The organism is Robiginitalea rubriflava (genome assembly GCF_052540725.1).
In genome coordinates this window covers 1,568,211-1,588,637 of sequence record NZ_CP199309.1, presented here as the reverse complement: position 1 = coordinate 1,588,637, position 20,427 = coordinate 1,568,211, and the positions used below count along the sequence as shown (strand labels likewise).

Below are 20,427 nucleotides of genomic sequence, written 5' to 3'. Positions count from 1 at the left end.
TCAGCTTTTGGATTCCATAAATTTTGCCAGATCCGTAAGCCCCTGCATTATAGCCTGGTCCAGGGCGGTTTTCCCCTGGGCGTCCGCTGCATGGATGTCGGCCCCGTTTTCGATCAGCAAACGGGCTATTTCTTCCCTTTTAAAAGTAACCGCAAAGGTCAGGCAGGTACCTCCCATGCCGTTGCGCGCATTTACATCGGCCCCGGCCTCGATCAGCAATTGTGCCAGGTCCGTATAGCCCTTAAAACAAACCCCCATCAGGGCGGTATTCCCGGCCCCGTCTTTTTCATCTACAGCAGCCTCCTTTTCCAGGAGAAAAGCCACCAGTTCTTTGTGGTTGTAATAGGCCGCCAGCAATAGCGGGGTAGAGCCCCTGTCGTCTTTCGCGCTTATTAAACCGGGCTGTTCGGCCAGGCTGGCCTTTACACCTGCCAGATTACCGTTGCGGATATGTTCGAAGAATTGTGTGCTGTCCATAGGAAGCAAATTTAATCAAATGTGGATTGCCAGCAGCATTTCGTTTCTGATTCCTGTAAGCAGTATACAAACAGGAATTAAATTGCTATAAATGATTCCCGGGACTGTAATCTGCAGGAGCCATTTGTGGAAGATTAGTGGTTCCGGCAGCCCCGGTATCGTTATAGATTTCCCATTCATCTGGAACATAAACAGGACTGGAAGTTTTAACGGAATCCCTGCGGACCGCCCGACCATCCTCAAACTCGTGGTCTGTATTTGATCCATCTTCTCCGATTCTCCCAAAGGTATCCTTAACTTCGCCAAAGGGATTGACCAACTGCAGATTATCATCTCCGTTGGAGTCGGCAGGTCCGTTGGCCTGCGCTATGACATCAGGCTCGAAACCATAGATAGATTTGAATGTTTCCGGAAAAGCAGAAAATACCAGGGTTGATTTCCCGCCTATAGTCAGACCTTCCAGGGTCACTTCCGCCCCGGTTTCCAAATTGGCATTGGTAAACCTCCTCAACGTCCAGCCCCTGAGGTCGAGGGTCTTATCAGAGGCATTGTACAATTCCAGAAAACGTGCCTGTAGTTCATTATCAGGATCCGCCAACTCTGAAATAAAAAGACTGTCAGAATCCAACAGGGGATACAAGGCATCACAGTCCGGACCCGAAAGGTCAAGATCCTTTAAATCCCTGATCAGCATTTGGAACTCATTCCCTGATTGGGTCAAAATCCCTGTCACACTACCGTTTCCGGAGGGCAGGGGTAATCCTGCAAAGTCAGCAAAGGAACTGTTCTGTAAAACAATCCTTTCCTCCTGGCAGTTCTGCATGGTAATTCCATCTTCAAAATCCCCATACTCTCCATCTTTGAAAGCTTCCAAAATCTCCATCTCTTCAAGCCGGATAAGGGTGTGCAGGCAGGTAGAATCCAAATCCGAAAGCGTTCTGATTACAGGCGTCGGATCGATTCTCGAATCGCAACTCAAACGAAGGTGTTCCAGGGTCGCCAAAGCAGGCAGCCTGTCAGGTATAAGGTTGCCGAAGGAATTGCGGACGGCACCCAAAACCAAACCCTTTCCTCTTTTTCCAAGGTATAGGCCTTTTAAAGAAACTATTACTTTTGACCCTAAGGGGTAAATAGTATGTAAGTCGAGAAGGTCCGATTTTATTTCAACTCCAAACTCCGGAGAGCTGGGATGGTCTTGTATGTAGAGGCTGCCAAATATGTTGCCCGTTAGATCCGAAGAAACCACATAACCCTCCAGCACCCAGTCTTCTCTTATTTCAATCAGTCCCTCAGAGGTAAGTTCCCGGAGTTTTTCAACCGGCATCAAAGGACCTTCAAATGAATTACAATCCCTCTCGGGAAGCGAATTATCCGGAAAGGGGTTACAGGCAAGGAACAATACACTTAATGTTGACAGGATCATAGACTTACACTTCTGGGATGATGCCATTAGAAACTCCATGATATGTTCATAAAATAAGTTCTTCCAAAACCCTGCCAGTATCTGGGGCCAAAGGAAGGATGCCCGCTCTGGATGTCTTTAAGCAAACCAGCATAGGTAGCTTTGCGACCTTGTGAAAAGCCTCCTGTTTGATGGGCCTGATCGAGTAAATTGTTAATCGCTACAAATACGCTCAGGTAGTGTTTATTTCGCTTCCAGGACTTGCCCAGGCTCAGGTTCATTAAGAAATACCCCGGGATACGATCAAGTTGCCGGAAAGCATTCAAATTTTCAGGATCTATCCATACCGCGTCTTCAGGCTCAGGTGTTTGCAAAAAACTTTCTGTAAACCGGAGCAGGGCCGGGCTGGCGTATTGCCTTCCAAAAGAATTGATCCGAATGTCTGCCCACCAGTATTTGGGATCTCTGTAACGAAGTCCGACAGAGGTAACATTTGCAGGGCCGTTGGCCAGATTTTTTCCTTTTACAGCGATAGTTCCCAAGGATACCTTTCCCGATTCAGGTAACAATTCGGGCCGGTCGGATCCCGGATAATAGAATAGCTCCATCTGAGGATTCCCGGAATACACATATTTCCCATGGGAACCGGAAGCTGTTAGTTGAACGGAGGGTGTAAAATCATAGGCAAGTCCGAATTCCACACCCTGATGCAGTTGCCCGATGCAACTGACTGCCTCCTGAATAAAACGTGAACCCAATCCTGTTTCTGCAAAATAAAAACGAAGGGAACGGGTATTTTCTATTTCGGTATGAAAAAGGGAAATACGCCCCATCAGTTTTGGAAATCTCAGTTGGTATGTAAACGATGCAGCCCGGATTTCCTCATTATCAAGATTGGGAAATACCGTATTGTTCTCTCTGGGGTTAAGGAATACTTCCCTTAAAGGAGGTGGCCTGTTAAAGAGGGTTGCGTTGACGAAAACCCATTGCCTTCCCGAGAGCGCGTATCCCAGACCTGCTTTTGATTCTGTCCCCGAGAATGCGTTTTCAGGAGACGTTCCTGCTGAAGATTCCGGATAGCGTTCATTCTTAAATTGTCCAACCCGGCTTAGATATGTACTGATAAAACTAATTCCATAATTGAGCTCCCACTTTTTTGTTCTGACCTGCTGCTGCAGAAATACCTTGGACTCTCTGGATTGGAGCTGATAGGAATATCCAAATCGCTGGCCCTGCAGTTTTTTTGTTGGTCCTTCCAGGTCATTTAGCGTATTGCTGAAAGGATCAAGGTCTATATGAAACGTAGCTCCCAGCAGGTCCTTAATTTCAGAATGGAAATCAAAACCAGCCTGTCGATACAAGGCCCCGAATGAAGACGTAAAACCAGGACTCCAGGCTATTGTAGCATTTGCAAGCAAACTATAAGCTGTAAGCTCCTGTACATCATCGGACACGAGGTAGGCAGCTCCCTGATTATCAGAATTTTTCAGATTGGCTTTATATAAGTTATCCCACTGTATTTGCGATCGGTTATCGATAAGTCTTTGGGCTAAGGCAGTATTGTAATAGTTAGCGCCCAGGGGGGAATTGTAATAGAAGCTTGGCAGGTTGCGATAATACACAGGGTCTGGATTTGGAGCATTGAAATAGGCCAGGCGACTTCTGGTTTGCGTTCCGGATTGCCGGGCTGCAGAAAATTCCAGCGACCATTTCTCTTGTAAAAACCGATACCCCATCTGCAGCAAAGGTTCCTCGTTAAAACGTACCCTGGCAGGCCTTCTCTGACCCTCTTGAAATCCCCAATTAGGGTTATAACGGGTTCCTTTCAGCCGGGTTACTTCCTCTGTAAGGGCGCTATTCGAGCTTCTTCGGGCAGACGAAATCAGGCCATTTATAAAGATTGAATGGGCCGGCCCCGGTTTCCACTCAAAAGCAGCGTAGGCAGCATAGGATTCATAAGGAGTCCCTTCGAAAAAGCCTGACTCCCCCCATCTCCTGGACAGGGATATACTCCAGCCTATTTTTTCACCTATTCCCGAATTATGTGTAAACATGAATCGGTATTGATAATTCCGGTTGCTCAAAGAAGTGGTTATCCGGCTACCCGGACGCAATTCGGAGGGCCGGCTCCTGATATAGGTTACCCCCAGTAATCCGCCAAAATATCCCGGGGAATGTTTCAGTCCAAAATCATTTTCCTGATTTCGGCTGATATCGTTTAAGCCCCCCAAAAGGTACCATGAAGGGCGACCGTCCAGAATATTGTTCAGGGGTAATCCATTAAACAAAATAGTATTCTCTTTTCGGTCCAGCCCCCTGATTCTGAAAAAGCCTGAACTGAAATCGAAGGCTGCCCGATTCAGAAAAAGGTCCCGCTGGGCTTGTAGCAGGTTAACGCCAGCTGTTTCGGCTAATTCCTCATTCAGCTGCTCTTCCGGAATCTCAATACCTTCCCTCTCATCAGTCCAGATTTCTCGAAGTGGATGTAAGTGAATGACCCCCAGGTCCAGATCGGATTGCTCCGGGTGGATCATCATTGCAATCGTTTTAAAATCCCGAGCCTCTATTTTGATAATCAAACTATCAGAACAGGGGACATTGAATTGAAAACTGCCATTTAGCCCGGCTTTTACTCTTAGCTGAAACTCCGGAATGGCAATGGCGGCAACCGAAATTGGCTGCAGATGATCTGAGGAAAGTAATTTCCCTCTCACCTCTGAATTTTGGGCAAACAAAGGCGTCAGAAAGATCAGTGATACGGCCAATATCAAATACGTAAATCCTGTAGTACGGTTCATGCTGCTGTTTCTGTGCGCCAATACTAGTCCCAGAAACTGCATCCTCAATGCAACTGAAGAAAATATCTTCGGAAACTATTAATCTGTACACCTATGATAATCCCCATCCTTTTATTCCTTTTATTCCATCTGGTTTTTGGCAGCTCTGAGGTACTTTTTCCTTCGAAAAGCTATACCATACGAACCGTGGCCTTTTATAATGTCGAGAATCTTTTTGACCTAAAAAACGATTCCCTGATACGGGACGATGATCGAACCCCTGAAGGAAAAGACCGCTGGACTGCCGAGCGTTATAGGCTAAAAATTGAGAAAATTACAGGCGTCCTGAAACAGATTGGACTCCGAACCGCCAATAGAAGCCCGGATCTTATCGGATTGTGCGAAATAGAAAACCGAAAGGTCCTTGAGGACCTCGTAAATAGCCCCTCGCTCATGCCTCTTGATTATGGTATTGTACATTACGATTCTCCTGACGCCCGGGGAATTGATGTGGCTCTCTTGTATAAAAAAACCTCTTTTATTCCGGTAGCCAGCCAAAGCTTCAGGTTATTGCTGGAAGACGAAAACCAGTACCGGAAATATACACGAGACCAGTTGGTAGTCTCCGGCTACCTGGGCAGGGAACCGATTCATCTCCTGGTGAATCACTGGCCCTCGCGCAGCGGAGGGCAATTAAAAACAAATCCCTTCAGACTGCGGGCAGCCCAATTGCAGCGAAAACTGGTCGATTCACTTTTTAGTTTGGATTCCCGGGCCAAAATTATCTCCATGGGAGACTATAATGACGATCCCTCTGACCCCAGCATGCAATACGCTCTGGGTTCCCGCTATCATAAAAAAGAGATGCCGGAAAGAATGCTGTTTAATGCCATGAGCAGGCTTTATACCAAAGGAGTGGGCTCTCTGGCCTATCAGGATCGCTGGAGCCTGTTTGACCAGATCCTTTTCAGTTCGGAATGGAAAAATACTTCGAACACCGGTTACCGATTCTGGAAAGCAGGTATCTTCTCACCGGCTTATCTCAGGACCCGGTCAGGGCGATATAGGGGGTACCCCTATCGAACCTACGCAGGGGGTACCTACCAGGGTGGCTTTAGCGACCACTTCCCGGTATACGCTTTTTTAATTAAACCACTGCCCCCAGGGGATACGGCTCAGGATTAAAACAAGGCCCAGGCCATAGAAAATGGCGATACTCTTAAACTTCTTTTTGCCCTCCATAAAGCGCTTATGGCGCGACCAGCCAACGGTGATCAGTGCAATAGCTATGATATTGATAAAAGGGTGCTCCACGGCCAGCAGGCGGGCCGCACTGTTGAGGCCTCCCATTCCCAATTCCGTCAGGGCCGATAGGCCGCTTGGGGAAATAAACCACAGCAGCAGGCCCAGAAGCAACTGGATATGGCAGATTATAAGGGTAAAAAGGCTTATCCTCAGGTCTTTTTCCATGGTGAACATGCGGTTTTGTAAAAGGCCCGTAAGGGCATTGGCCACTGCCAGAAATAAAACCAGTAAGGCTACGTATGCGAGGTATGAATGAACCGTTTGCAGGATTTCCATTTGGATAAGGTTTTTAGGTTATAGGGGGTTTTTTGAGCTTTAAAGATATCACTTTTTGGTATAAAAAAACCCCGGCTTTTGACCGGGGTTTATAAAGTTTAAAAAACGAACTTAGTTAAAAATATAACGCAGTCCGATCTGAGCCTGCCACCTTGAAGAAGCAAGGCCGTTGTCATCGAATTCCGTGATGTTCGGTGTACCATCATCGTTAACCGTTCCATAATTCACCTGGAATTCTGGGGTTGGCCCACTTGTTGAAACGGTAGTTAAAGGAGAAACCTCACTGCGAACAAATTTTCTTCTACCCCAGTCTTTATTTAACAGGTTGGTAAAGTTGAAGATATCAGCAGACAGCTGGAAGGTGTGGTTCTTCCCGCCAAATTCCAGTTTAAAGTCCTGCAGCACCTTCAGGTCCACAATATGGCTCCAGACACCACGTGACCCGTTACGCTCTGCATATTTTCCACGGTTCTCACGCAGGTATTCAACGCTGTTGATAAAGGTATCTAGGTCATTCCATTGTTCCTGAGCTGAAACTACAATGTTTCCATCCCCGTCAGTGATATTGGATAACACTATTTCATCCTGAGATGCAGGAATGTAGATCAGGGCATTGTCCCTGGAGTCATCGTTCAACAGGTCTCGACCTTCGCGATAGATAAAGCTATAGGGCTGGCTCTGTGAGCCTTCATAGAACAGCCCCACGGTTGTCTTGATGTTATCATTCCATGGGATTTCGTATGAAAGATTGGCCGTAATACGGTTCCCCAGGGCAAAGTCTGAACGGGTTACAGGCAGGTTGGAGTTTTTCCCGTTAACCGTTTGGATATTACGCCACTGTGAACTGTTTTGTGAAGAGGTTCCGTCAAATATCTTGTAGGACTCTCCAAAAGTCCAGCTTACCGATCCGGCAAAACCATTCTCAAAAGGCTTACGCAGGGTAAAAGTGGTGTTATGCGCATACCCGCCGCCTGTATTGGAAGCCAGGTAAATTCCATTGTAAGTATCGTCTATTTCGTTCCTTCTGTCATAAAATGGACGGTTGTCTGCTCCCTGGTAGAAGCCATCAGGCCCGCGCAGGTTCAGGTTTTGATAATAAACATCCGTGATAACATTGGTATACAGGAAATCAGCAGTGGCAACCAGGTTCCAGATAGGCAGTTTCTGGTCTACAGCGATGTTGAACTTGGCTACCTGTGGGAGTTTAAAATCTTTGGCGATCAAATCCACATTTCCACCCGTTCCACCAGAACCGGGGGCCGGATCCTCAAACTGGTTGTTAACATTGGGCTCAAAAGGCTGTCCGAATTCAAACATAAAGCCTCCCGTTACCCCGTTGTTGTTGTAGGTGCCTCCTGGCCATACCAGAGGAAGGCGGGAAGTAAATACCCCTATACCTCCGCGAACCTGGGTAGTACTGTTTCCATTTACATCCCAGTTAAAGCCAACACGCGGGGCAAACATGGGGGTAGGGTCAATTCCCTGTCCCACACGGGCGCCCTGCAGGTCTTTTCCGAAGGATTCCAGGATTGGAATGGTGCGTTCGTTGAAGTCATCATTTACAGGTCCGTCGCTCCAGTAAGGAATGTCGATACGGGCACCGATAGATAATTTGAAATCATCGGTTACCTGCCAGTCGTCCTGTATATAGAATCCGGCCTGGAAGGTGTCAAATTCAGAAGCTCCGGCAGACTCATCCCCTACCGTACCATCACCTACCAGAGAATACCCGTGCTGATATAAGTCAGCATCCTCCCCGGTAAGGAATTGATTTAAACCAGATGAAACCAATTGTGGATTTCCATTTACGTCGTCTTCAAATTGGTCATTAAATTCATAATATCCATAATTGAAGGCAAAAAAGAGGTTTTTAACCTTGGCGAATTCCAGGTTGGTACCCAAAACAATATTGTGTGCCCCTGCAAAAATCTCAAAGTTATTGGTGATGGTCAGTACATCCTGATCCAACAGGTTCGCAGTAGAAAAGGGCTCAGAACCAAACTCTATGGTTCCGCCACCATCCTGAATTTCCACGGTTGGAAAAGGCTCTCCTGCCGGGTCACGGTCGTCGCGTACGGTAGTGTATCCCAGGATGAAGTTATTCGCGAACTTGTTCCCGAAACGGGAGTTCAGTTCCAGCGCCAGAGAGTTGGTAACGGTTTCAAAAGACTCGGAACCATTGATAAAGCCAATATTTCTGAATCCAGAATTCCGGGCTTCCAGGTTGTCTGCCCCAACATATCCGTAACGCAGGGATAATTTATGGTCCTGGTTGATGTTCCAGTCTATCTTGGCCGTAAGCTTGTTACTTTCCAGGGTTCGGGTATTGTTGTCAAAAATGCCCGGGTTGTACCCATAAGTACTCTGGAGGAAGTTCGCCAGGTTGTCGATATCCGCCCGTGAGGAGCGACCTGCGTAGTTGCTAAAATTAAAGGGCTGAGGCGTCTCGTCTTCCTGGCGTTCGTAGTTCAGGAAGAAGAACAGTTTATCTTTTATGATGGGCCCGCCAATACGTGCTCCATAGGTCAGGGCACTGAAATCTGCAAGCCGCTCTCTTTCATCCCCTTCATTGGTAAGAGCAGTAGGTGTCTTCCCTGCCAGGGTCTCATTCCGTACAAAGCTGTAGGCAGATCCTTCCCATTCATTTGAACCAGAGCGGGTGATGGCGTTGATGGAACCTCCAGAGAAACCAGACTGGCGAACATCAAAAGGTGCAATGTTGATCTGAAAAGTCTCAATCGCATCCACTGAAAACGGGTTCACCCCGGTCTGCCCTCCGTTGGTACCGGAACCGGCCAAACCAAAAACGTCGTTGTTTACCGCACCATCTATATAGATAGCGTTATACCGGTTATTCTGACCGGCTAAGGAGATAGAAAATCCATCATTTCCTTCGGTGACCTGTGCCTGTGGGGTGATCCGCGCAAAGTCCGCAATGGATCGGGAGGTAGTAGGCAGGGTCTGTATGTCTCTTTGGGTAACAGTAGTTTCCGTACCCGTCTTGTTAGATCCGAATATCCCTGCTGAAGAAGCTGTTACAACCACTTCCTGTAGGGCAGTAGCCGATTCGGTTAATGTAACCGGGAATTGTGTAGATCGCCCCAGTGTCAGGTAGACGCCTTCGCGGACGTCTTCATTGAATCCGAGGTAAGAAAATACAATTTTGTAGGGTCCTCCGGAGCGCATTCCTGAGATACGGAAGTAACCGTCAAAATCAGTTGCTGCTCCGTAGGTAGTACCCGTTGGAACGTGTGTAGCCAAAACGGTAGCCCCTCCCAGGGGTTCTCCGGTTTCGTCAATAACCTGCCCGTTGATCGCAGAGGTAGTAACCCCCTGTGCAAAGGCCAGTGTACCACTCAATGCTACCAGCAGTGTTAAGATTAATTTTTTCATTTTAATTTGTGTTATTTAGGTTTTAAACAGTGCTGCAAAAGTGAAGCATACCCCTCACAATTACATTAAGAGAATGTTAATTCTGCTAATCAAAAATAAAATAATAATGTATCCGGGAACCCTTGGATTGAGGGAACTTATCAGCAGTTTTTAACAGTGCAAAAACAGCTAAATTATTTCTTAAAATTTTGCAGAAGTTGCAATGTGGAGCTGTCGTGTTTGCCAATTTCAGAATCCTGAAGGTCTTTCAGGATGGCAGTGGCCAATTGCTTGCCCAATTCTACCCCCCACTGATCAAAACTGAAGATATTCCAGAGCAACCCCTGAACAAATATTTTATGTTCGTAGAGGGCGATCAGGGCTCCCAGGCTTGCTGGGCTAAGTTTATCGATTAGCAGCGTATTGGTTGGCTTATTGCCTTCAAATACCTTGAATGGCAGTAACTTTTCGATCTCAGAAGGGCTTTTCCCCTGTGTTTCCAACTCCGTTTGAACCTCTTTCGCCGTTTTCCCATTCATCAGGGCCTCGGTTTGGGCAAAGAAATTCGCCATCAGCTTCAGGTGGTGGTCCCGGTCTTTGTGAAGGGATTTTTTAAACCCGATGAAATCTGCAGGAATGAGTTTGGTACCCTGGTGAATGAGCTGAAAAAAGGCATGCTGGGAATTGGTGCCGGGTTCTCCCCAAATGATAGTCCCGGTCTGGTAGCTTACCCGTTTCCCGTTGCGGTCTTTACACTTGCCGTTACTCTCCATGATCCCTTGTTGCAAATAGGCAGACAGCCTGTGCAGGTATTGGGAATACGGGATTATGGCCTCGGTCTCGGCCCCGTAAAAATTGTTGTACCAGACGCTTAAAAGTGCCAGTACCACTGGCATGTTTTCCCTGAAATCAGCTGTTCTGAAGTGATCATCCATCTTATGGGCCCCCTGCAGCAATTCCTCAAATCGCTCGTATCCAACAGCCAGCGCTATAGAAAGACCCACGGCACTCCATAGGGAAAATCGGCCCCCAACCCAGTCCCACATTGGAAATACATTAGCAGCATCTATCCCAAATTCCGCAATTTTTTCGGTGTTGGTAGAAACTGCTGCAAAATGCAGGGCGATATCTTTTTGGGAGGCATGGCTAAGGAACCATTTCTTAATGGTAAGCGCGTTACTCAGGGTCTCCTGGGTAGTAAAGGTTTTGGAAACCACCACAAACAGGGTAGTCTCGGGGTCCAGGTTTTTGATGGTCTCGTGTACGTGGTCTCCGTCTACATTGCTTACGAAATGTACATTGAGGTGGTTCTTGTAGAACTTCAGAGCTTCGGTGACCATAGCAGGCCCCAGATCAGACCCCCCTATCCCGATATTGACAACATCGGTGAATGGTTTTCCGGAAAAGCCTTTCTTCCTTCCACTGATGACCGCCTCACTGAAGTCTTTAATCTGTTTTTTTACCTGGAGAACCTCTGGCATTACATCCTGCCCATCTACTGTAACCTTCGCGTTTGAGGGAGCCCTCAGCGCTGTATGCAGCACAGCCCTGCCTTCAGTTTCATTAATAGGGTCACCCTCAAAATAAGCAGCTATTGCTTCGGAGAGCCGGGTTTCCTGAGCCAGTTCCAAAAGCAGGTCCAGCGTATGGTCCGTAATCCGGTTTTTGGAATAATCCAGGTAGAAATCATTCCACTGAATACTGAAGCGGCTTGCCCGCTGCGAGTCTGCCTTAAAGAGGTCCTTTAAGTGGGTCTGATGGCTTTCCTGAAAGTGGGCCTGTAATTTTTTCCAGGCGGCTGATTGGGTTGGATCAATTTTGGGTAATGGCATTTTCCCGGGTATTACTGGTTATCAGGTCTTCTTCCTGCCCCGCTTCATTAAGTGGGATACAATCCAGTTGTTCTTGTAAAGGGGAAATATACTCAAAATATTCGGGCCGGTATTGTTCCGCCAAAGGATCGGCAGCCGGCAGTTTTTCCCGAAGCGGATCTACCTGCCTGCCGTTTTTCCAGAAGCGATAGCAAACATGCGGGCCCCCGGTATTCCCAGTCATTCCGATCCAGCCAATAACATCGCCCTGGCGGACATAATCCCCTTTGCGAACATTCTGAGCCTTCATGTGCAGGTACTGCGTACTGAAGGTACCATTGTGCCGGATTTTTACATATTTGCCATTGCCGCCGCGTCGGGTGGATTCGGTTACCACCCCATCTGCGGTTGCCAGAATAGGCGTGCCAATAGGTGCGGCGTAATCTGTTCCTTTGTGTGGACGCACCTTATAGCCGTAATACCGGATTCTTCGTTTGAGGTTGTATCGTGAAGACAGCCTTCCGAATTTCAGGGGCGCCCTTAAAAAGGTACGCCTCAGGTTATTGGCCTCCTGGTCGTAATATTCCCTTATATCCAGGGAATCGTTATGGTAGGCAAAAGCGTAAAAATCTTCTCCGTTATGCTGGAAATATGCTGCCTTGATTGGGCCAATCCCGGCATAGACAGAGTCAGCAATATATTTTTCGTCGAAGATGATGCGGAATTTATCGCCGGGGTTTAGCTTGAAAAAGTCGATTGTCCAGGCATAAATCTGCGAAAGTTCGTAGGTGAGGTAATAATCCAGTTCCTGCTCCACTATCACATTGGAAAGGGACCCACCCTGAGGGATTACCCCCGATGCTTCCCGCTCCACAAACTTTACAGGTCTTTTCTTTTTGTAAGCTCTGGCCGAATCGCGAAAATCCACCACGGTATAATTGATGGGGTCTTCCTGGTAAATAAAAACCTGGGCTTTTTCTGTGGTATCCTTGGACTTCAGGATAAGGTAGGGTTTTCCGACCCGGATCCTGCGGACATCAAAGGAATCTTTATATTTCTCAGAAATGGTGGCAATTTTAGGGTATTCCACCTTGTTCTCCAGCATCAGTTCCCCAAAGCTATCTCCCCTGCGGATCGTATCTGATACAACCACGAAATCATCCAGGTTAAAGCCGTATTCAATACGGGGTTCCATCTGTGCCACCAAAGGCTTTGCCTCTGTTTTAATTTCTTCGTCCTTCCCTTTTTTATCGGAACAGGACAGCCCAATTAATGCTAACAAAAAAATGCCCCACAATGTTCGCATATACTCTATAGTTGTTTTTCCGGGTTATAATGATGTTCAGCCCATTGTTTTCCCCAATTTTCCAGTGTTTCCTTCTCGTGGACCTCCGGGAAAAATACCACCTGCTGAAAACTGGGGGGAAGATACGATTTCCAGTTGGTTCCCCCGGTTGCCTCTATCGTTTCCTTATCCTTGTTCAGATAGCGGTAGGCCGATCCCAAATGTACCAGCGGCCAGTTTACATTCGCATTGATATCCATCTGTTGTAACGCAGTCTTCAATGCTTTATTATCCCGGGCTTCAGCTGGCAAATTTAAGTATTTATGGTAAATGGTGTTCCCCTTTAATTCTTTGGCTATCCGGATAAAGCGCGGGGTATAACGATATTCAAATTGTTTGAGGGTAAGGGTCTTCTCCCCGGTGTTAAGATCTGTCGCCCCTTTCTTCCAGTAAATCTGCTCGTAGAGCTCTTCTATGGGCGTTTCGGATGAGTATTGTTCGCGTATATCCGGGTGAACCAGATGCTCCAGGGGGGTGGCGTATATTTCAATCATCCGGTATTGAGCAGACTGAAACCCGCTGGAGGGTAAAAGGGCCATACGGTAGCGAAGGAATTGTTCCCGCTGCATCCCGCGAATCATTATGCTAAAGGAAGAGATCAGGGCCTTGTAGTAATTATTAATCCTTTCTACTTTTTCTATAAAAAAGTGTAGTTCCTGGGATTTGTCATCCACGATCTGTTTTTCCTCGTGCAGGATTAATTTAAAGTACAACTCAGTAATCTGGTGGTACATGATAAAGATCTCCTCATCCGGAAAGTGGGTCCTGGGCACCTGCAGGCTCAACAGGGTATCCAGGTGAATATAATCCCAATAAGTCAGGTAGCGCTGATACAGCAGCCCGTCAAGATAAGAGCTCAGGTCCTGCCCGGAGTCTTTATATTTTTCCTCCAGCTTGCGAATTTGCGAATCGACGTGCGCCTTATCTTTCATTAAAAATGTTTAGTCCATTATGATTTTGAACTGATTCCGAAGGCTGTTAAACCCCTCCAGGTCGGCTTTAATGGAACCAACGGCCAGGTCTGCCTCTATACGTATCGGAATCTTATTTTGGTCATTAGACACCCATAAAGATAAGCTTTCTTGCTCTTTAAACACCCGTCCTGATTGAACGTACGGACGAAATTTCAGGCATTCCACTTTCCCGAATTTGGTTTTAAGCACTTCCTTCCCCAGGTACTTCAGCCTGAATTTGAAAATGCCGTCATCGTCGTAGAGCATCTGTAGTTCGATGCTTTTCCCAACAACAAGTTCTTCTGCACTGTAGTTGTTTCGCATAAAATAGAAGCCAGAGATCAGATCCTGAATCCCATTGTTGAATACGAATTGCATGCTTTTCCCTTTTTTCTTATCCAAAAGGGTTGCCTTTTCGGACTGATAGTCAAAATTGATTTCAATATTCTTGGTATAGCCCCCTTCGGAAATATTTCGGATAAACTTATAGGGCCGCCCGTCCTCTACGCCAAAGTAACTTTCGTAAGTGTCGTCTACTTTAAAAAAGATACTGGCGAAGCCCGTCGTTTTACCCTTGCCAACCACATGGTACACAGGCTTTCCCCTTAGGGTGTCTGAGGTAAGATGCAGGGTGGCATAGCTGGCGTTCAGGAAGCCGTAGTGTATCCTGAACTTCAGCCATTCCCCGGGTTTAAAACTATTATTAGACCCATTATAATCCGCGGCAGGGCGGTATTGGGCAACTCCCAGGTTAAGGCTGAGCAAAAATGCGAGCAGAACGTATTTAAACGATTTCATTTCGGGGCAAATTTCTATAAAATTCTCATACCTCAAAGGGATGAGAACATATTTTACTCTTTATTAAACAATATTTATTCCAAAGTATTGTAATAATTGAAAACCAGAAGGTTAAAGGGAGGCTGCCAGATTCAAAAAAAAAGCCCCGATCGAGCGATCAGGGCTTTTCCTAAATAACCAACCAAACTTTAAATTATGAAAAACCAATACTTAAAGTTATAAGGGAACCACCCCTTATGACATCAAAATTATATAAGTAATCCGCTCCTCCATAATTTTTAACGTACTTTAACTAGCCTGTTAACAATACTTTATTGTTTGTGGGCTGATTTTTTGATTTTCCTAATAAAGCTGTTTAAAGTGTTCCCCTGGACTCCTGTTCCCGCTCAATAGCTTCAAACAGGGCCTTGAAGTTACCTTTTCCAAAAGATTTGGCTCCTTTTCGCTGAATGATTTCTATAAACATGGTTGGGCGGTCCAGAATGGGCTTGGTAAATATCTGGAGCAAGTAGCCTTCATCGTCCCGGTCTATCAGTATCCCTAAATCCCGCAGGGGCGCCAGCTCTTCGTCTATTTCACCCACCCGATCCAGTACGGTTTCGTAATAGGTAACGGGGACGGTCAAAAATTCAACCCCCCTGTTTCTCAGTGCCGTAACCGTTTCTATGATATTATCCGTTGCAAGGGCCATATGTTGTACGCCTGCCCCATTGTAAAATTCAATATATTCCTCTATTTGCGATTTTTTACGGCCGTCAGCCGGCTCATTGATAGGGAATTTAATCCGTCCGTTTCCGTTGCTCATCACCTTACTCATCAGGGCCGTATATTCCGTTGATATATCCTTGTCATCAAAGGAGACCAACTGGGCAAAGCCCATCACCTTGGCGTAGAACTCACACCACTTGTTCATTTCATTCCAGCCCACATTGCCTACCATATGGTCAATGTATTTAAGACCCAGTGGTTCTGGTTGGTATAAAGGGCTCCATGCCCTGTAACCCGGCAGGAAAGGACCGGAGTATTTGGAGCGCTCTACAAAGATATGTACGGTCTCCCCATAGGTGTGAATTCCCGATAGTACTACCTTCCCGTTGGCATCCTCCAGGGTTTTGGGCTCCATATAGCTTTCAGCCCCGCGCTTTACGGTTTCCTGATAGCTTTTCGTGGCATCATCCACCCATAAAGCTATGGCCTTAACCCCGTCTCCATGATCATTGATATGCCGGTTAATTTCTCCTCCCGGCTTTAATGGGGAAGTAAGTACCAGACGGATCTTATCCTGCGCCAGCACATAGGAAACCCTGTCCTTAAGCCCCGTTTCCAGCCCGGCATATGCCACAGGCTGAAAGCCCCAGGCAGACATGTAGTAATGTGCGGCCTGTTTCGCATTTCCAACGTATAGTTCAACATGATCGGTACCCAACAACGGCAGGAAATCTTCTGCCTCGGGGTTTTCTTTGGGTAAGTGCAGAGAAGTATTATCTGTTAATGACATGATATTTTGTTTAAGATTAGTGGTGTTAATTTTCAGAGAGGTCTATGACCACAAAATAGTCTATAAGTGGCCTATACGCTTACCACATGGCCCGTAAATGCGAATAAATACAAAAGCGGCTTCCGGACATAACCTTAGTTTTAGCAAATATCGCAAAAATGTATGTAATAGCACTGTTCTACCGATAATTACGCAGGCCTTAAAACCAGTATCCTATACTGAAAAAAACGCTGCTTGCGTCCCTTTCGGGAGACCAGGAATACATTACCTGTACCGGGCCAAAAAAAGAATCCCAGCCGTAGCTAAGCCCGTAGCCGGAAAAATCGGGAGTTGTAAACCACTCACCGGTTCGGAAGATATCGTCTTCCACATTGGCGTAATTGAGGGTAAACATCAGATGGTTCTTGGGGGCAAATTCCAGATCAAACCGGCTATATGCCTTAACATAACTATTCCCGGGCAGGCTCAGGAAATCATATCCTATAAAAGGAGTAAAATTGTTGATGTTGGTACTGCCAAAACCCCCAAGGACGAAGTCAAAGGCAGAAACCCCAGAAGTTCCCAGCTTAAAACCGCCCTCAGTCTCCAGGTTGAGGCTCAGGTTTCCGGCAAGAGGAAACGCTACCCCCATACGTGCCTTTGCGATGGAAAATTCCTTGAAATTATCGTTGAAGTCTGAAGAAAACAGATAGAGGTGAAAATCACCGTTGAAATAGAGTCCCCGGGAAGGAAAGTAGCGATCGTTATAGGTGTCCAGCACGAGCGTCCCGTAAGTACTGAAATAATTGCTTTTCTCAAAAAAAGTACGATTATCTGAACCTCCCTGTATTCCCGGATTGAGGTCCTCATTTACCTCACTCAGGGTTTCTGTGCTGTACTTTAGTAATTTGTGCTCCACCCCGAGGCTGAAAGCAAATTCTTCCCTGACTACGGTTTGCAGGTATACCTGATTGGTAAGGTCAGAAACCTCAAGGTTTATATTATTTATGTTCGGATCTTCCGGCACGTCAAAATTGGACCGAATAATATTGTAATTGATCTCCTGATCGAATTCATTCAGCCTGGAATTCACCCCAAAACTCCAGTAAGACCCCTTGTCTATATAATACTGCGCATTGTAACGCAGGTTGTCTCCCAGAATAAAGTCAAAAGAAGCCACATCGTCATTTACCAGGAAATGCTTCCGGGTCAGGTTAATAAGGGCCGCACTCTTATACAGGTCATCGTAGTGGGCCCCCACTCTGATAAATGTGCGATTCGGGTTCTCCTGCAGTTTTAGGATCAGGTCCTGGCCGAGCCCGTTGGATACCAGTTCATATCGGATCGTCCTGAAATTTCCGGTAGCCGACAAATTCCCAAGTCCCTGCTGAAGTTTGTTGAATGAGGTTTTCTCCGCCAGATCAAAGCGTAGTTTTCCTTTTACATATCCCCGGGAATAATTGTTGTTCCCTTTGATCAGCAACCGATTGATGACAATAGTATCCTGTGACTGTATCCCTGCAGCCATTGGAGGGCTGACCACCTGTCGTGCAGCCACTTCTTTAAGAGCTTCTAAATGCTCGCGGGTTTTTTTCTCCCCAATGCTGATAATGCTTTCCCGCATGTTAAAATCAATTACAGAGAAAGCATCCATATTGGGTTTAATGTAGATATCTGTTTTACCGGCTTTTTCTTTCATCTGCCCCACAGTGCGGTAGTTGTTGATTTGCAGCAGGATTTCCGTTGCGGATTGCAGGGATTCGCGCTTGCGCAGCCCGTGCTGCACGTCCACCCCAATAATCAGCTCTGCCCCTGAATTCTTCACCTCATCTACCGGATAATTGTTCAGTACGCCACCGTCTATCAGAATTCGGCCATCCACCTCCGTAGGCTCAAAGAGGGAAGGAAAAGTGCCGCTGGCCAGTATGGCCTCCGGCAGGTAACCCTCTCTTAGGATAATCTCCTCCCCGGTTTCCACATCCGTAGCCACACAGAAAAAAGGGATGGGCAACTGGTCAAATTTGCGGACATCCTTGACATGGTAGAGAACTTTAACCAATTCATTGTAAATGTTCTGGCCCCCGGAAAGCGCCTGTGGAATAGCCAGTTTATAATTATTAAAGGGCAGGGTTAAGGCATACCTTTCAGAATCTTCCTTTTCGTAAAAAGTCTTGGCACTCCTCGGCAGGTTATCCTGAATGAGTTCCGGAAAATCCGTATTCCTAAAAAGGGAATCCAGTTCATGGGCAGAATAGCCAGAGGCGTAAAGGGCCCCTACAATAGCCCCCATACTGGTGCCTCCGATGTAATCGATACGCACCCCGGCTTCCTCAATTACTTTTAACGCCCCTATATGGGCGAGGCCCTTAGCCCCTCCACCACTTAAAACAAGGCCTACCTTGAGATCCTCGGGAGGGTTTTGCTCCTGTGCAGGGAGCGTATTGGTCAAGACAGATATGAGAGCAAAAATCAAAAGCAGGCGCATAGGGTGAAGTTACTTTATTCCCTTAAACTTTCATAAACTTTCTGTGCCTTTGAAGGTCCTACCAGCTCGGAAATTTCCTCTAGGGAAGCCTCGCGAATCCTTTTGACAGACTTAAACTTCCTGAGTAGTTCCCGGGCGGTTTTTTCTCCTATTCCGTCAATCCCTTCCAGGGCAGAGCTGATGGCCGCCTTAGAACGCTTGTTTCTATGGAAAGTGATTCCAAAACGGTGGGCCTCGTTTCGCAATTGCTGTATTACTTTAAGGCTTTCTGATTTTTTATCGAGGTAAAGCGGAATAGGGTCACTTGGAAAATAGATTTCTTCCAGCCGCTTGGCAATTCCGATAATCGCAATCTTCCCCCTTAATTCCAGCTGTTCGAGGCTGGACAGGGCTGCACTCAATTGCCCTTTCCCCCCGTCAATCACAATTAGCTGTGGTAAGTCTGCCTCCTCTTCCAGTAATCTTTTATACCTCCTGTATACCACTTCCCGCATGGAGGCGAAATCATCCGGCCCTTCAACCGTTTTAATGTTGTAATGCCTGTACTCTTTTTTGGCGGGTTTGCCATCCCTGAAAACAACACAGGCAGCCACCGGATTGCTGCCCTGAATGTTGGAGTTATCAAAACATTCTATGTGCCTGGGTTCTGCGGAGAGGCGCAGATCTTTTTTCATCTGCTCCATGATGCGTTTTACATGGCGGTCCGGATCCGTAATCTTGATTTGTTTAAACCGCTCCTGCCTGTAATAACGGGCATTGCGTTCAGACAGCTGCACTATTTTACGTTTATCGCCAGATTTGGGAACCTTTACCCGCACCTCGCCCGAAACCGGAACGGGAAAGGGAAGGTAAATTTCCGGGGAATCTGCTTCAAATCGCTCCCTAAGGGTAACGATGGCCAAAGACAACAGATCTGCATCCGATTCGTCCAGTTTCTTTTTGATTTCTATTGTATGTGAACGCACAACCAGGCCATGTGAAATCTGCATGTAATTTACATAGGCATGGCTGCTGTCTGAGATAATTGAAAAAACATCAACATTGTTTATTTTCGGGTGGACTACGGTAGACTTGGACTGGTAATTTTCAAGGATTTCGATTTTTTCCTTTATCTGCTGGGCCTCTTCAAAACGCATATCCGTTGCAAGTTGCTGCATACGATGGCGGAAATAATGCAGGGAAGACTTGAAATTCCCCTTAATGATTTGCCGGATGTCATCAATCTGCCGGTCATAGGATTCGGAATCCTGAAGACCTTCACAGGGACCCAGGCAATTGCCCAGGTGATACTCCAGGCAAAGTTTGTATTTGCCGGCACTGACCTTTTCTTCAGACAGGTCATAATTGCAAGTGCGCAGAGGATAGACGCTTTTTATCAAATCCAGGAGAGCCCGGACCGTTTTCATTTGGGTATAGGGCCCAAAATACTCAGATCCGTCCCTTATGCGTTTACGGGTTGGAAAAATACGCGGGAAACGTTCATTTTTGATACAAAGCCATGGATAGGATTTATCGTCCCGGAGCAGGACATTATATCTTGGTTGGTGCTCCTTGATCAGGTTATTTTCCAGAAGCAGCGCATCAGATTCGGTAGGAACCACAATGTGCTTTATACTTCTGATTTTCCGGACCATTACCCGTGTTTTCCCGCTGTTATGGGTCTTGGTAAAATAAGAACTGACCCGCTTCTTCAGGTTCTTTGCCTTCCCCACGTATAGTATCTTTCCGGCTTCATCAAAGAATTGATAAACCCCGGGGCTGTCTGGTAAAGTCTTTAACTGAACATCGATGGAAATGCTATTCATAAGCAATGGCTTACAACAAAGATAATCAGGGATAATTATTTGATCGGAGGAAATTCAAAACGGCAATAGGGGATTTTCTCTACGCTGCAAGGCTTTTACAGCCTGTTTAATTTCATTTGCAGACAGAAATCATAATCAGCACCT

At 46.5% G+C, this 20,427-nt stretch carries 13 protein-coding genes; 1 reads left to right on the top strand and 12 read right to left on the bottom strand.

The window, feature by feature from the left end:
• The 3 genes from ACT6NU_RS07260 to ACT6NU_RS07250 form a co-directional block, all read right to left on the bottom strand.
• On the bottom strand, positions 1-477 hold the full coding sequence (locus tag ACT6NU_RS07260) for an ankyrin repeat domain-containing protein (RefSeq protein ID WP_445383799.1): 477 nt from the start codon (positions 475-477) through the stop codon (positions 1-3).
• Positions 478-562: 85 nt separating this feature from the next.
• Positions 563-1,900 (bottom strand): DUF5689 domain-containing protein, encoded by a 1,338-nt coding sequence (locus ACT6NU_RS07255; protein WP_445383798.1) that lies wholly within the window; start codon positions 1,898-1,900, stop codon positions 563-565.
• 26 nt (positions 1,901-1,926) lie between these two features.
• Complete coding sequence (locus ACT6NU_RS07250) at positions 1,927-4,677, bottom strand: TonB-dependent receptor (protein WP_445383797.1); 2,751 nt, start codon at positions 4,675-4,677, stop codon at positions 1,927-1,929.
• 93 nt (positions 4,678-4,770) lie between these two features.
• Here ACT6NU_RS07250 and ACT6NU_RS07245 point away from each other — a divergent pair, with 93 nt between their 5' ends.
• Complete coding sequence (locus tag ACT6NU_RS07245) at positions 4,771-5,841, top strand: endonuclease/exonuclease/phosphatase family protein (protein WP_445383796.1); 1,071 nt, start codon at positions 4,771-4,773, stop codon at positions 5,839-5,841.
• Here the strand turns inward: ACT6NU_RS07245 and ACT6NU_RS07240 are convergent.
• The 9 genes from ACT6NU_RS07240 to uvrC all read right to left on the bottom strand — a co-directional run bounded on the left by ACT6NU_RS07240 (position 5,800) and on the right by uvrC (position 20,283).
• Positions 5,800-6,237, bottom strand: coding sequence for a hypothetical protein (locus tag ACT6NU_RS07240; RefSeq protein WP_445383795.1), 438 nt, complete (start codon positions 6,235-6,237; stop codon positions 5,800-5,802). The genes ACT6NU_RS07245 and ACT6NU_RS07240 overlap by 42 nt on opposite strands.
• Before the next feature lie 111 nt (positions 6,238-6,348).
• On the bottom strand, positions 6,349-9,630 hold the full coding sequence (locus ACT6NU_RS07235; protein ID WP_445383794.1) for a TonB-dependent receptor: 3,282 nt from the start codon (positions 9,628-9,630) through the stop codon (positions 6,349-6,351).
• A gap of 173 nt (positions 9,631-9,803) precedes the next feature.
• Positions 9,804-11,441: a glucose-6-phosphate isomerase gene (gene pgi, locus ACT6NU_RS07230; protein WP_445383793.1), complete on the bottom strand. Its 1,638-nt coding sequence runs from the start codon at positions 11,439-11,441 to the stop codon at positions 9,804-9,806.
• The gene (locus ACT6NU_RS07225; RefSeq protein ID WP_445383792.1) at positions 11,422-12,726 is read right to left on the bottom strand and encodes a peptidoglycan DD-metalloendopeptidase family protein; all 1,305 of its coding nucleotides are present in this window, start codon (positions 12,724-12,726) and stop codon (positions 11,422-11,424) included. Before ACT6NU_RS07225 ends, pgi begins: the two co-directional genes overlap by 20 nt.
• Before the next feature lie 5 nt (positions 12,727-12,731).
• Positions 12,732-13,697, bottom strand: coding sequence for a tryptophan 2,3-dioxygenase family protein (locus ACT6NU_RS07220; RefSeq protein ID WP_445383791.1), 966 nt, complete (start codon positions 13,695-13,697; stop codon positions 12,732-12,734).
• A 9-nt stretch (positions 13,698-13,706) separates the two neighbouring features.
• Entirely contained in the window at positions 13,707-14,516 is an 810-nt protein-coding gene (locus ACT6NU_RS07215) for a DUF3108 domain-containing protein (RefSeq protein ID WP_445383790.1), read from the bottom strand.
• A gap of 355 nt (positions 14,517-14,871) precedes the next feature.
• A complete protein-coding gene (gene hppD, locus ACT6NU_RS07210; protein ID WP_445383789.1) occupies positions 14,872-16,014 on the bottom strand; it encodes a 4-hydroxyphenylpyruvate dioxygenase in 1,143 nt (380 codons plus the stop codon).
• Between the two features lie 199 nt (positions 16,015-16,213).
• Positions 16,214-18,478, bottom strand: coding sequence for a patatin-like phospholipase family protein (locus ACT6NU_RS07205; RefSeq protein WP_445383788.1), 2,265 nt, complete (start codon positions 18,476-18,478; stop codon positions 16,214-16,216).
• 14 nt (positions 18,479-18,492) lie between these two features.
• On the bottom strand, positions 18,493-20,283 hold the full coding sequence (uvrC, locus tag ACT6NU_RS07200; RefSeq protein ID WP_445383787.1) for an excinuclease ABC subunit UvrC: 1,791 nt from the start codon (positions 20,281-20,283) through the stop codon (positions 18,493-18,495).
• Positions 20,284-20,427: the final 144 nt, after the last annotated feature.

Excerpts from the sequence above, each read along its gene's own strand:
- ACT6NU_RS07260 (WP_445383799.1), bottom strand. The coding sequence starts at position 477 with ATGGACAGCACACAATTCTTCGAACATATCCGCAACGGTAATCTGGCA.
- ACT6NU_RS07255 (WP_445383798.1), bottom strand. The coding sequence starts at position 1,900 with ATGATCCTGTCAACATTAAGTGTATTGTTCCTTGCCTGTAACCCCTTT.
- ACT6NU_RS07250 (WP_445383797.1), bottom strand. The coding sequence starts at position 4,677 with ATGAACCGTACTACAGGATTTACGTATTTGATATTGGCCGTATCACTG.
- ACT6NU_RS07245 (WP_445383796.1), top strand. The coding sequence starts at position 4,771 with ATGATAATCCCCATCCTTTTATTCCTTTTATTCCATCTGGTTTTTGGC.
- ACT6NU_RS07240 (WP_445383795.1), bottom strand. The coding sequence starts at position 6,237 with ATGGAAATCCTGCAAACGGTTCATTCATACCTCGCATACGTAGCCTTA.
- ACT6NU_RS07235 (WP_445383794.1), bottom strand. The coding sequence starts at position 9,630 with ATGAAAAAATTAATCTTAACACTGCTGGTAGCATTGAGTGGTACACTG.
- pgi (WP_445383793.1), bottom strand. The coding sequence starts at position 11,441 with ATGCCATTACCCAAAATTGATCCAACCCAATCAGCCGCCTGGAAAAAA.
- ACT6NU_RS07225 (WP_445383792.1), bottom strand. The coding sequence starts at position 12,726 with ATGCGAACATTGTGGGGCATTTTTTTGTTAGCATTAATTGGGCTGTCC.
- ACT6NU_RS07220 (WP_445383791.1), bottom strand. The coding sequence starts at position 13,697 with ATGAAAGATAAGGCGCACGTCGATTCGCAAATTCGCAAGCTGGAGGAA.
- ACT6NU_RS07215 (WP_445383790.1), bottom strand. The coding sequence starts at position 14,516 with ATGAAATCGTTTAAATACGTTCTGCTCGCATTTTTGCTCAGCCTTAAC.
- hppD (WP_445383789.1), bottom strand. The coding sequence starts at position 16,014 with ATGTCATTAACAGATAATACTTCTCTGCACTTACCCAAAGAAAACCCC.
- ACT6NU_RS07205 (WP_445383788.1), bottom strand. The coding sequence starts at position 18,478 with ATGCGCCTGCTTTTGATTTTTGCTCTCATATCTGTCTTGACCAATACG.
- uvrC (WP_445383787.1), bottom strand. The coding sequence starts at position 20,283 with ATGAATAGCATTTCCATCGATGTTCAGTTAAAGACTTTACCAGACAGC.